We start from the raw sequence: 12,812 nt of genomic DNA on the forward strand, positions 1-12,812 counted from the left end.
GCGGCCGGCGTGAACCCGGTTGCACTTTTCGGCCTGCGCGCCTATGGCACACTCGCAGGCTTCCCTTGATCCATCGCCGTGGGGCGAGCAACGCATGCAAAAAATCATCGGGCAAATTGCCGCAGAAATCAAAGTCAGCCAGCAGCAGGTCACAGCGGCCGTGGAGTTGCTGGACTCGGGTGCCACCGTGCCTTTCATTGCCCGCTACCGCAAGGAAGTGACGGGCGGGCTCGATGACGTGCAGCTGCGCGAGCTCGAAGCCCGGCTGTCGTATCTGCGCGAACTCGAAGACCGTCGCGTCACGGTGCTCAAGAGCATCGACGAGCAGGGCAAGCTCACCGACGCGCTGCGCGCCGCCATCGCGGGCGCGCCGACCAAGCAGGAACTCGAAGACATCTATCTGCCGTTCAAGCAAAAGCGCCGCACCAAGGGCCAGATCGCGCGCGAGTTCGGCATCGAGCCGCTGGCCGACAAGCTGTTTGCCGACCCCACCCTCGATCCGCATGCCGAAGCCCAGGCCTTCTGCCGCCCGGCCACGCTGCTCGACGACGGCAAGCCCGGGCCGGATTTCTCGCATACGCTGGCGGTGCTCGACGGCGTGCGCGACATCCTGTCCGAACGCTGGGCCGAAGACGCCGTGCTGGTGCAATCGCTGCGCGAATGGCTCTGGGACGAAGGCCTGCTGCGCAGCAAGAAGGTCGACGCCAAGGATGAAAACGATCCTGAGGTCGCCAAGTTCCGCGATTACTTCGATTACGACGAGCCCATCGGCCGCGTGCCTTCGCACCGCGCGCTGGCGGTGTTCCGCGGCCGCGCGCTGGAAATTCTCGAAGCCAAGCTGGTGCTGCCGGTCGAGCCCGAACCCGGCCAGCCGAGCCTGGCCGAAGGCCGGATCGCGCTGCACCTGGGCTGGAGCCATGCCAAGCGTCCCTCGGACGACCTGCTGCGCAAGTGCGTGGCCTGGACCTGGCGCGTCAAGCTGAGCCTGTCTACCGAGCGCGACCTGTTCTCGCGGCTGCGCGAGGATGCGGAGAAGGTCGCGATCAAGGTGTTTGGCGACAACCTGCGCGACCTGCTGCTGGCCGCGCCTGCGGGCGCGCGCACCGTCATGGGGCTGGATCCAGGCATCCGCACCGGCGTCAAGGTGGCCGTGGTCGATGCCAACGGCAAGCTGGTCGATACCGCCACCGTCTACCCGCACGAACCGCGGCGCGACTGGGACGGCGCGCTGCACACGCTGGCCAAGCTCTGCGAAAAGCATGGCGTGAACCTGATCGCCATCGGCAACGGCACCGCCAGCCGCGAGACCGACAAGCTCGCGGGCGAGCTGATCAAGCTGATGGCCAAGGTCGAGCAGAACATCCAGAAGGTGGTGGTGAGCGAAGCCGGTGCTTCGGTCTATTCCGCGAGCGAGTTCGCCTCGCAGGAAATGCCCGATGTCGACGTGAGCCTGCGCGGCGCGGCCAGCATCGCGCGGCGCCTGCAGGACCCGCTGGCCGAACTGGTCAAGATCGACCCCAAGAGCATCGGCGTGGGCCAGTACCAGCATGACGTGAACCAGAGCGAGCTCGCGCGCACGCTGGACACCGTGGTCGAGGACTGCGTGAACTCGGTCGGCGTGGACCTGAATACCGCGAGTGCGCCGCTGCTCGCGCGCGTGTCGGGCCTGTCGGGCAGCGTGGCCAAGTCGGTGGTGCGCTGGCGCGATGCCAACGGCAGCTTCAAAAGCCGCAAGCAGCTGCTTGAAGTCAGCGGCCTGGGCGCCAAGACCTTCGAGCAGAGCGCGGGCTTCCTGCGCATCCGCGGCGGCGACAATCCGCTGGACATGACCGGCGTGCACCCCGAAACCTATCCCGTGGTGGAGAAGATCATCGCCACCACGGGCAAGGCCGTGTCCGAACTGATGGGCCGCGCCGACATGCTCAAGACGCTCAGGCCCGAGCTGTTTGCGAACGACCAGTTCGGTGCGATCACCGTGCGCGACATCCTGGGCGAGCTCGAGAAACCGGGCCGCGACCCGCGTCCCGACTTTGCCGTGGCGCGCTTCAATGACGGCGTCGACGACATCAAGGACCTCAAGGAAGGCATGACGCTCGAAGGCACCGTGAGCAACGTGGCGCAGTTCGGCGCGTTTGTCGACCTGGGCGTGCACCAGGATGGCTTGGTGCATGTGAGCCAGATGAGCCACAAGTACATCGGCGACGCGCGCGAGGTGGTCAAGACCGGCCAGATCGTCAAGGTCAAGGTGCTGGAGGTCGATGTCGCACGCAAGCGCATCAGCCTCACCATGAAGCTCGATGCCGCGCCCGCGCGCCGCGACGGCCCGCGCGACAACCGATTCGAGGGCGCAGGCCGCGGATATGCGGCGCCGCGGCGCAGCGAACCCGTGGCGCAGAACGCCATGGCTTCGGCTTTTGCCAAACTGCAGCGCAAATAGCCTGAGGGAGGTCTGGGGGCGGCCATAATGCCCCCACCATTCCCACGCTATCAGAAGGGCTGCCACGCCATGGATTTGTCGGACCTGCTGGCCACGCCCGTATTCCTGCCGGGCTCGCCGCGCGCAGTGGCGCTGCTGAGCGCCGAGCTGGCTGCGCCCGCGCCCGGCCTGCGCCGGCTGGCCCAGCTTTTTGCTGCCGACCCCGCGCTGACCGCGCAGCTGCTGCGCGAAGCCAATGCGCCGCTGTACCAGCTGTCGGGCCGCATTGGCGGCATTGCCGAAGCCCTGGTGGTCATTGCGCCGCAACGCCTGCAGGCGCTGGTGGCCGCAGCGCGCAGCGGCGGGGGCGCGCGCGCCGTGCCCGGCATCGAGCTGGCGCAGTTCTGGAGTTACAGCCAGCAGACCGCGCGTCTTGCCCGCGCGCTGGCCGCGATGGTGCGCTACAACCCCGCGCATGCCTATGCGGCCGCGCTGGTGCACGGGCTGGGTGAATGGGTGATCCACCTGCGCGCGCCGCTGAGCGCGGCCGCGCTCAACCAGCGCAGTGCGCTGCTGGACCCGGACCGTGCCTTCGAGCAACTGGCGGCCTGGCACCTGACCTACGCGCAGGTCACGGCCGGTCTGGCGCGCGATTGGCAATACCCCCAGGCGCTGGTGGACGGCTTGCGGCAGATGCACAACCCCTTGCAGGGCGAGGCCAGCGAGCCGCTCGCGGGATTGCTGCATCTGGCGGCGTGGTGCGTGCGCGCGCGCCGGGCCGAGCTGGGCGAGCGTGAGCTGGCGGTGTCGTTTCCGGCGCAGGTGGGACTGGCGCTGGGGCTGGACATGGACATGGTGCTGCAGCAGCAGCCCATCGACTGGTCGCGGCCCGCATCGCAAGCCGACGACGATTGACCGCGGCGCCGCGCACCGGCATCAGCGCCACTGCGGCGGCACCAGGTCGTAGAGCGGTGTCGGATCGTGCGCGAACGCGTGCGCGCCGGCAAGCGTGTCGGGCACCGCCTGGCCCTGCGCATCGAGGTTCATGCGCGCGAGTTTTTGCATCCAGCTGATGTCGAGGCCGCCGTCGGGAGCGCGGCGCGAGAAGATGGTCTCCACCATGCGCCGGGCTTCGGCGTTGCCGGCATTGGCCGCGCGCTGGTACAGCCGCAGCGCTTCGGCGTAGTTGGCGGGAACGCCGTCGCCGCGGTGGTAGCGCCGCGCCTCGGCCAGCCAACGCGCGCCCGCGGCGCCATCGGCCACGCCCTCGGCACCGGCCTCGCGGTTGCTCAGCCACTCGGCATTGGCTGCCGCCGCGGGAGAGCGCGCTGCGGCCTGGCGAAACTGCTTGAGCGCCGCCGCGCGCTGGTTGTTCTCCAGCAGCGCCAGTCCGTAGTCGACCTGGGCCGCGGGATTCCCCCCGGCGGCGGCCCGCGCCAGCAAGCCATCGGGCGGCGGTGGCCGCGGGGTGCCCTGCAGCGGCGCGAGATGCCGGGCGCGCAGCCATTCGAGATAGTTGGCGCGTGCCGGGTCGCTGCGCCGCAGCGCGGCAATCCAGGGCGTGGCGGCCACGGGCTGCGGCGCCGAGCCGCAACCGTCGATCGCGCACCAGGCCAGGCCGGCCGCCGCCAGCGGGTGCCCCAGTTCGTGCGCGCGCTGGAACCATTGGCGCGCGGCCGCGGGGTCGGCCGGGGTGCCGGCGCCGTGCAGCGTCAGCAGTGCCAGCAGCCAGGCCGCGTCGCGCTGCGCCGTCTTGCGCGCGGCGGGCGGGCCCTGGCTGGCTTTGCCGCCGCCCTCGGCCTGGGCGCGCAATTGTTCCAGCGCCGCATGCTGCTGCGGGCGGCCATTGCCCCCCAGCGTCGGCGGCGCCGGCTGGACATGCGCGCGGTCGATGCTGGGAGAGGCGGCGGTGGGAGGACTGGACGCGGGGCGCTGCAGCCCGCGGTCATCGGCAATCGGGCCCGTGGCCAGCGCCTGCGCGCAGGCGCCGAGCTGCAGGCCCAGCGCGAGCAGAGTTCCCAGCGCCGGGCGCAGGCCGCGCAGGGCGGGGCTTCGCGGTGCGGTGCGGCGTGTGCGCATGCCGTTCACCGTGCGGCGGAGGCGGCGGCTGCGGGTGCGGCGGCCGCGGCACGGCGCGGCACCACCTGCCAGTTCACGCGCTGGCTGGCTACCGGCTCCGCACCGGCGGCTTGCTGCAGCGCGGCGGCGACATCGTCCAGCGTGCGCATTCCGGCAATGGGCACGAAGGGTGCGCCACGGAATGCCGCAGGCAACTGGGCGCTCAGGTCGGTGCCGGCGGCAAAGCAGGCCACGCCTTCGCTGCCCGGGCTGCCCGCGTCCATCACGAAGCCCGGTTGCGGGCTCATCCAGTCGGGAATGCGCAGCGCCTGGTTGGCCGACACCCAGCCCGACGGATTGGTGGCGTTGGGCAGCAGCCGGATCACGCTGTTCTGGGCGCTGACCATGTAGCAGCTCATATAGGAAGTGCGCGAGACCGTGGCCGACAGGAAGATCTGCTCGCCGACCTCGAACGCCGTGCGGTCCAGCATGATGTTCTCGATCTGCATGTCGATCACGCGCTCGGCCACCTTCACCTGCGTGCCGCTGGCGTCGACCGCGCCGGGCAGCTCCAGGCTCTGACCGTTCTTGCTGGTCCAGCCGACGCGCGCCAGCCTGCCGTCTTCGCCCACGCCGACAAAGCCGCTGAGCGCGCGCTCGTAGGTGCTGAAGTCGATGACGCCATTGACCACCATGCCCTGGTCGGCCTGGAAGCGCGCCAGCGCGGTGCGCAGCGCCGGACTTTGCGGGCCCAGCACCTGGGCGGAGTTCGCGAGATAGCCCTTGCGGATCAGCGAGCGCTGCACCAGCTGCTGGCGCGCCTGCGGGTCGGATTCCTCGTACCAGTCGCGCAGCTGGCGCTGGAAGTCGGGATGGTTCTGCTCCAGCGTCAGGCACTGCCAGTAGGGCACGCGCGCCCACTTGCCCAGCAGCTCGATCATTCCCAGCTCGACCAGCGTGCGCACCGCGGGGCCCGAACCCTGGGCGTAGTCGCGGCCCACGGTGAACTGCACGCCGTAGTCGCCGATGCGGCCCGCGAGGTCCAGCCCCTGTCCGCCGCTGCCGATGATGATCTCGTTGGCCGAGTCGAGGCCGGGAATCAGGGTGCGGTTGCGGAACTCGCCCAGGTGCATCTCGAGCCCGATCACCGTGGCATTGTGGTTGCGGCTGTAGCCGGTCTCGAGCCGGCTTGCGGAGGTGCCGGCGTCGAACTGGTTGCGCAGCACGTTCTGGTCGACAAACGCGATGGCGCCCGAGATATACAGCGCCGGGCGCTGCAACTGCATCTGGTTGTTGTTGAGCAGGATGGTGGTGAGGTTCTGCACCGTGTCCTGGCGCGCGATATCGACTTCATAGTCGACATAGCGGAAGGCATTGCTCAGCCGAGACATCTGCGACAGCGCGGTGACGACCATTTCCTTGGTCGCCACGGCCACGCGCCCCGAGTAATCGGGCAACTGCTTGCTGGTGATCAGCGTCGTCGGCATGCCGGTCTCGCGCAGCAGCCGGTCCATGCACATCAGCGAGTCCGAGAAACTGGAAATCGAACGCACCGGGCGCACCGATGGCCGGTCGGCCGCGTAGCCGTGGCTCTGGAACTGCGCATCCTTGCGCGCGTCGAGCGGCGTGCTGCAGCCGGCCAGCAGCACGCTCAGGGCCAGCGTGGCGTTGAGCAGGCCGCGCCACCCTCGCGGCTTCTGCGGCCGTGCCGGGGGGGAGGGCAGCGCCATCGGGTGCGTGAGGCAGGAGGGGTATTGCATGGTGCGGCTCCGCAGGGGCAGTCGGTCAACGCCGGGAAACAAGGGATTCAGCGGCAGGCATTTATCAGGTCGCCGCGCAGCACCACGACCTGCGGGCCATTGGTGGTGACGCCATTGCCGCCGGTGGCGGTGTTGCTGGCGATTTCCTGGGTGCAGGTCTTGCGCATGCCCTGCACGGTGTTGGTGGTGACCACATCGGCATCGGTGTGGATGCCTTCGGTATTGGTGGACATCGACTTGGCCAGGTAGCGCGTGACCTTGGCCTGGATGCCGACCGGTATGTCGGTCATGGTGTCGAGACCCTTGGAAGGCGCGGCCGCGGCCCACGGCATGTTCAGGTGCTCGACACGGCCCTTGAGCACCAGCGGGTCTTCGCCGGGGGCGCCCGGGACCTGCGCGCCGGCGGGCGGCGCGGCCAGTGCGAGAAGCGCCGCGGCCGCAAGCAGCGGCAGGGTCCATGGCATGCACGCGCGGGCGCGGATGGTGGTGAATCTCATGGCAAGCCTCCATTCAAAGAAAAGGCCGGGGTTGACGTTGCGATGGCAACGTACAACCGCCGGCCCGGGCTGCTGGCAGCCGGTTCAAGCCTGGATCAGTTGCAAGCCTGGCAGCCGTTGTTGCTCGACACGTTCTGCACGGCGCTGGAAGTGCCCGAGGCAGAGTTGCCGATGTAGGAGTTGCGTGCCGCCACCAGTTGCAGCTGGCCGCCGTTGACGTTGACCTTGCCGAGGTTGGAGGCCAGGCTCTGGGTGGCAGCCGAATTGTCGGTAGCCGAGTTGGAAACGCCGCTGCTGCTGATCGAGGCGACCTGCAGCGACAGGGCATCGATGTTCACGTTGCCGGAGTTGCTGGCCACGTTCTGGCGTGCCGAGGCCGTGCCCGACGAGCTGTTTTGCAGCGAGGAGTGCGACAGCGAGGTGATCTGCACCGAAGGCGCGTCGATGTTGATCTGGGGCGTGGTGGAGCCGCTGTTGCCAGGGCCGCCGTTGCCGGGGCCGTAGCTGGGGCCTGCGGCAAATGCAGCTGCGGAGATCAGGCTCAGGGAGAGGAGGGCAAGCTTTTTCATGACAGATTCCTTGGTTGCAAAGAGCGGTGTAATGCTCGGGCGGTTACGGACAAAGCGCTGCTGGTTCCGGGAGGAATCAGCGCCATTGCGCTTTGCCTGGTCGCTACTGTGCAGCCCGGCGCGGGTTCGGGGTATCGCTCGTTGACGGTAGCCTTTCCGGGGCCAAAACGCCGATGCGAAGCTGCCGATGCGGTGTGCAAGACGGGCGGCGGCGTTGTCCGAAGATGCCGGCGATAGATTTTGCAAAACGGTAGTAACTAAATGCAACCAAAGCAACATTGAAGATTAAATATCTATTGGAGCGTGTGAAATGAAAATTATTTTGGTTTTTGTAATTGGATTTGTCAGCGCTTTGTCAATGGACGGCGGACTATTCGAATGACGGATATGCGGCATAAGCCATCTTGATGCGAGCGTGAGTGCCAGGGCCTGCGCCCCGGCCCGCTTTCCCAAGCGCGAGGTGCCTAACTGATCCAGCCTAAACCCCTGGTTTGCTTGGGTTACAGGCGGCAGGCGCGAGCGGCATGGGTGGTTGCCGAACCCGTGCATCCGCGCGCTTGCTCCCGCGTACCTTATGAACTGTGCTCAGACCATAGACCAAACCCGGCTTTTTGCCCCGTCGCCACATCAAAATGCACCAGTACCTCGTTTGGTCGTATCAGAAAGTAAATTTGGTAATGAATTGATGTTTACACAACGTAATGTAGATATTTGTTTCATTATCTTTTTCATGTCTGATTTGTTTCTCGGTGCCCTAGGTTTGTAAGCCGATGGCGCCTGTTTCTCTGGAAGGTGATTGCTATGTCCCTCGACAGTCCTACCGTCAAGCAGGCCCCCTCGGCCATTCCTCCCGCTGCGGCCTCGATGTTGCAGCCGCTGTCTTTTCCCGCCATGCCGGGCTATCCAGGTGCGCGCATCTGGCCCAATTTCCTCGTGGGCCAGATCGAAAAGCCCGTGCGCGTGCTGCTGGTCGATGACGATGCGCACATCCGCATGGTGATTGCCCAGGAACTGATGGCCGACGAGCGCACCTTGCTGGTGGCGCAGGCCGGCAGCATCAAGGAAGGGCGCAAGGCCATCCGCCAGCATGCATTCGACGTGATGCTGGTGGACATGCACCTGGGCGACGGCGAGGGGCTCGATCTGATCGACTTCATGAAGACCGTGCACCCGTCGGCCGAAGCGGTGGTGGTGTCGATCATGGAAAGCGACGATCTGGTGCTGCGCGCTTTCGAATTGGGCGCCACCGGCTATCTGATCAAGAACTCCTGGTTCGGCAACTACCCGATGGCTGTTTTGCAAGTCGCCAACGGCGGCGCATCGATCACGCCCAATCTGGCGCGCCGGCTGCTTCAGCGCTTCGACAAGACCGCCGTCGAGGAGTCGCGCCGGCGCCAGCCCGACGAGGCCGAACGGCTGTCGGCGCGCGAGCGCGAAGTGCTGCGCATGGTGGCCGGTGGCTACACCAGCGTCGAGATCGGCGTGCGGCTGTCGATCAGCAGCATGACGGTCAACACGCATATCAAGAACATCTACCGCAAGCTGCAGGTGCGCACGCGCGCCCAGGCCGTGCGCTTCGCATCATTGCGCGGAATGTTCTGATGCCCGCGCCACAAGCCCGCACCCGGTGCTTGCCGGGGACGCCTCCTCGCCGTGCGTACGCTGCACCGGGCTGACTGGGCCGCTGCGCTGGCCCTGCTGGTGCTGCTGCTCTGGGGAGTGCCGTTCGCGCTGCTCTGCTGGCTCATCGGCAGCGACCGGCTGGAGGCGCCGCGCGAAGGCGTGTCCGGGTTGCGTGCGTGGTGGTGGGCCAGCCTGGCAGCCGCGGTGCTGGTCGGCTGCTGGCTGGCGCTGCAGGCGCGCCGCGCCTGGATCTGGCGGCGCCGGCGCAATCCTCGGCCCTCGCGCGAAATCCAGGCCGAGCGCCAGCGCCTGGCGCGTGCGCTGCACGATGCCGTGGGTTCGCAACTGGTCAATGCATCGATGCTGCTCGATGGTTCCGACGCGCGCCAGCGCGAACTGCAGTCGGTGCTGGAGAACTGCCTTCTCGACCTGCGCCTGCTGGTCGACACCATGGATGGCGACCATTGCGTGCTGGTCGACCGCCTTGCGACGCTGCGCCACCGCCTGCACCCGGTGCTGGCGCGCCGCGGCCTGGCGCTGCATTGGCAGGTGCCCGACCAGCACCAGGCGGGACTGCCCACGGGCGAGGCGGCACAGCACATTGCCGCCATCGTGCAGGAGGCATTGAGCAATGCGCTGCAGCACGCCCAGGCGGGACGCCTGGAAGTCACGCTCGAGCATGCGCAAGGCCGCTGGCATCTGCGCGTACAGGACGATGGCGTGGGCATTGCGCAGGCGCGCAACCCGGCGGCGTCCGGCAACGGCCTGCAGGGCATGGCCTACCGGGCCGCGCGTGCCGGTGCGCAGTTTGCCTGCGGGCAGGGCGCGGGCGGGCGCGGTGTATGCGTGCACGTGCACTGGCCTGTGCCGCCAGCGCGTGGATGAGGAACCGGCGCCAGCGGCGACGGTTTCGCGGTCCTGGCTGACAGGATGGCCACCGGGTTTGGGATGCAATTGACGCCAGGCGCCACGTCCTCCCATTTCTTTTTCCTGCCATGCCCGATACCTCCAACGCCACTGCCGCGGCTTCCACATCCGGGGCGGTGCCCGCCGCGCAGCCCGTGCCGGGAGGATCGCGCCGCGGCCCGGCGCCCGAGCCGGCCGCCGTGGAGGCTCCCATGTTCGCCCAGCTGGCCGCGATGCTGCCGGCGCTGCGGGTACTGGTGGGCATGCTGATTGCCGCGCTGGTCATCGTCGGGCTGTATTTCGGCCGCGACCTGCTGGTGCCGCTGGCGCTGGCCTTGCTGCTGGGTTTCCTGCTCGATCCCGCGGTCAGCCGCCTCAAGCGCTGGGGACTGTCGCGCCTGGCTTCGACGCTGGTGGTGGTGGCCATCACCTTGTGCGCGCTCGGGGGCATGGGGGCCTACCTGGGCAACCAGGTGAGCCAGCTCAGCGCCGACCTGCCGACCTACCAGAACACCATCCGCACCAAGCTGCGCGACCTGCGCAAGTATGTCTCCGGCCCGAGTGTCTGGGATGGGGCGCGCAAGACCTACGACACCGTGGAAAAGGAAATCGTCGGCCCGGTCGGACGCGCCGCGGCGCCGCGCGTGCAAAGAGTCGAGATCCAGCCCGTCGAGCTCAAGCCGCTGGCACAGTTCACGGCCTGGCTGGACCGCGTCAGCGAACCCGTGCTGATGGCCGGCATCGTGCTGCTGTTCGTGGTGCTGATCCTGCTGGACCGCGACGACCTGCGCGACCGGCTGGTGCGGCTGATGGGCGGCAACCTGCATCTGGCCACCAACGCCCTTGACGAAGCCTCGCAGCGCATCGGCCGCTATCTGCGCATGCAGTTCATCGTCAACGCCAGCTATGGCATTCCCATGGCGGCCGCGCTCTGGTTCATCGGCGTTCCGGGCGCCATCCTGTGGGGCGTGGTGGCCGCGATCATGCGCTTCGTTCCTTACGTGGGGCCGCTGATTTCCGCGGTGTTTCCGCTGGCGCTGGCCTTCGCGGTCGATCCCGGCTGGAACATGTTTCTCTGGACGCTGGGCCTGATCCTCGTGCTCGAGCTGGTCAGCAACAACGTGATCGAACCCTGGCTCTACGGCACCAGCACCGGCTTGTCGACGCTGTCGATCATCCTGGCGGCCACCTTCTGGACGGCGCTGTGGGGTCCCGTGGGGCTGATCCTGTCGACGCCGCTGACCGTCTGCCTGCTGGTGCTGGGACGCTATCTGCCGGCGTTGCAGTTCATGGAGGTGCTGCTGGGCAACACGCCGGTACTGGATGCGCCGCACCGCCTCTACCAGCGTCTGCTGGGCGGTGATGTCGAGGAAGCCATCGAGCTGTGCACCGAGACCGTGGAAGCGCTGGTGCCGGCCAAGCCCACGCCCACCCAGTGGAGCGATGCCGTGACCCGGATGTATGACGAGGTCGTCATGCCGACGCTGCGCGTGGCCACCAGCCACCATACCGGTGCGGCCACGGCCGCGCACCGGCTGCGCCTGGCGCAGGGAATGGACTTGCTGCTGGCCGAGCTCGCGGAGCAGTACCCGGCCCGCCCCCATCCTGACGCCGCGCCGGCGCGCCGCGCGCGCGTGCATTGCGTGGGCGCGCGCTGGGAGGTCGATGCGCTTGCCGCCACCGCCATGGCGCATGCCCTGGCGCTGGCCGGCCAGGACGTGAGCCACTCGCCGCATGCACTCACGCCGCGCGTGCAGGCCCCGGATGAACGCAGCTGGGACAAGGTCGAGCTGCTGTGCCTGTCGGTCTTCACGCCGCAGCCCCAGGCCCAGGTACGCCAGATCTGCCGGCGCTTGCGCCGGCGCTGGCCGGACCTGCGCATCGTGCTGGTGCTGTGGAATGCTCCGCCGGAACTGCTGGCCGACAATGCGGCTGCGCAGCTCGGCGTCGACGCGATCACCACCAGCGTGCGCGAACTGCTGCTGCGCATCGACGCGCTGCTCGCGCCGGCACCCGGGGGCGGCCCGCGCCCCGCGCCGGTCGGCGAGGGAGATGCGGCGCGGGTCGCGGCGCTGCATGCGAGCGGGTGGCTGCAACCTGGCCACACGGACGATATCCGCGACATGGTGGTCCAGGCAGCCAACGCCTTCCACGTGCCCTTCGCCCAGGTGTCGCTGGTCGATGCCGACTGGGTGCATACGCCGGGCAGCCTGATGCCCTCGCTGGGCGGAGATCCCGATCATCCCGGGCTCGAACGCGCGCTGTCGGTGTGCTCGTATGTAGTGCACGATGGAGAGGAAATCGAGGTCGAGGACATCGCGCGCGATCCGCGGTTCGCGGACAACCCGGTGCTGCAGGCCGCGAAGATCCGCTTTTATGCCGGCGTGCCGCTATGCGACCGGCATGGCGCGGTGCTGGGCAGCCTTTGCATCATGGACACCGAACCGCGCAGCCTCGCCGACAGCGAATTCGAGCTGCTGCACGACATGGCACGCCAGTTGCAGGCTGCGCTGTCGACGCCCGCCGAGGTGCCGCCGCCGTCCGATGCCGGTCCCAAGGCTCCGGCGCAAGAACTGCCCTCCGACCCCTTGCTGGGTCCGCCGCCTGGCGCGGCAATGGTCTGAGGCGATTGGCTGCAGCGCAGGGCGCTGACGCACCGGCTGGCAGCGCGGCATGGACCGCGCATTGCGCCAGTTGTTGCAAATCGAGGACAACGCGCGCGGGCACTGCATTGTCCTGACGCATTCCTGCCTGCTTTAGCTTGCCAGAGGCAAACCGCTTGCGGCGCTGCCTTGCCGCAGCGGATTCACGCGCCGGGCGAAGCCAATGCCGGCAGCAGTCTTACTGCTTCTTGCGTCCTCGCCGCTTCCCATACTGCAAATCACGCGCCGTGCCTGGTGGCAGCCACGCGTCCGGTCTGCACTGCACCCGCAGCCGTGGTGCCGGGCCATGGCCTTCAAGCCGGTGTCCGTGAATTGCGGGC

The 12,812-nt window shown here is 68.1% G+C and carries 9 protein-coding genes; 5 read left to right on the top strand and 4 right to left on the bottom strand.

What is annotated here, in order from left to right; genetic code table 11:
- Window positions 1-94: 94 nt before the first annotated feature.
- Together HUK68_RS08340 and HUK68_RS08345 are read left to right on the top strand one after the other, a co-directional pair.
- Window positions 95-2,437, top strand: coding sequence for a Tex family protein (locus tag HUK68_RS08340; protein ID WP_279614299.1), 2,343 nt, complete (start codon window positions 95-97; stop codon window positions 2,435-2,437).
- 69 nt (window positions 2,438-2,506) lie between these two features.
- Window positions 2,507-3,331 (top strand): HDOD domain-containing protein, encoded by an 825-nt coding sequence (locus HUK68_RS08345; RefSeq protein ID WP_175503776.1) that lies wholly within the window; start codon window positions 2,507-2,509, stop codon window positions 3,329-3,331.
- A gap of 21 nt (window positions 3,332-3,352) precedes the next feature.
- On the opposite strand, the gene HUK68_RS08350 is transcribed toward HUK68_RS08345, so the two are convergent.
- The 4 genes from HUK68_RS08350 to HUK68_RS08365 all read right to left on the bottom strand — a co-directional run bounded on the left by HUK68_RS08350 (window position 3,353) and on the right by HUK68_RS08365 (window position 7,300).
- A complete protein-coding gene (locus HUK68_RS08350; protein ID WP_175503777.1) occupies window positions 3,353-4,495 on the bottom strand; it encodes a tetratricopeptide repeat protein in 1,143 nt (380 codons plus the stop codon).
- 5 nt (window positions 4,496-4,500) lie between these two features.
- A complete protein-coding gene (locus HUK68_RS08355) occupies window positions 4,501-6,204 on the bottom strand; it encodes a DUF4384 domain-containing protein (protein ID WP_175505777.1) in 1,704 nt (567 codons plus the stop codon).
- 77 nt (window positions 6,205-6,281) lie between these two features.
- A complete protein-coding gene (locus tag HUK68_RS08360) occupies window positions 6,282-6,731 on the bottom strand; it encodes a hypothetical protein (protein WP_244146290.1) in 450 nt (149 codons plus the stop codon).
- Window positions 6,732-6,826: 95 nt separating this feature from the next.
- A complete protein-coding gene (locus tag HUK68_RS08365; protein WP_175503778.1) occupies window positions 6,827-7,300 on the bottom strand; it encodes a hypothetical protein in 474 nt (157 codons plus the stop codon).
- Window positions 7,301-8,164: 864 nt separating this feature from the next.
- Between HUK68_RS08365 and HUK68_RS08370 the strand changes: the two genes are divergently transcribed.
- The 3 genes from HUK68_RS08370 (at window position 8,165) to HUK68_RS08380 (ending at window position 12,453) form a co-directional block, all read left to right on the top strand.
- Window positions 8,165-8,902 carry a LuxR C-terminal-related transcriptional regulator gene (locus HUK68_RS08370; RefSeq protein WP_175505779.1) on the top strand — a complete coding sequence of 246 codons (738 nt, stop codon included), beginning with the start codon at window positions 8,165-8,167 and terminating at the stop codon, window positions 8,900-8,902.
- Between the two features lie 51 nt (window positions 8,903-8,953).
- A complete protein-coding gene (locus HUK68_RS23415) occupies window positions 8,954-9,808 on the top strand; it encodes a sensor histidine kinase (RefSeq protein ID WP_175503779.1) in 855 nt (284 codons plus the stop codon).
- Between the two features lie 110 nt (window positions 9,809-9,918).
- Window positions 9,919-12,453: an AI-2E family transporter gene (locus HUK68_RS08380; RefSeq protein ID WP_175503780.1), complete on the top strand. Its 2,535-nt coding sequence runs from the start codon at window positions 9,919-9,921 to the stop codon at window positions 12,451-12,453.
- Window positions 12,454-12,812 lie beyond the last annotated feature (359 nt).

Origin of the sequence: Comamonas antarctica (assembly GCF_013363755.1) — a bacterium.
In the GTDB taxonomy this organism is placed as follows: domain Bacteria; phylum Pseudomonadota; class Gammaproteobacteria; order Burkholderiales; family Burkholderiaceae_C; genus Comamonas; species Comamonas antarctica.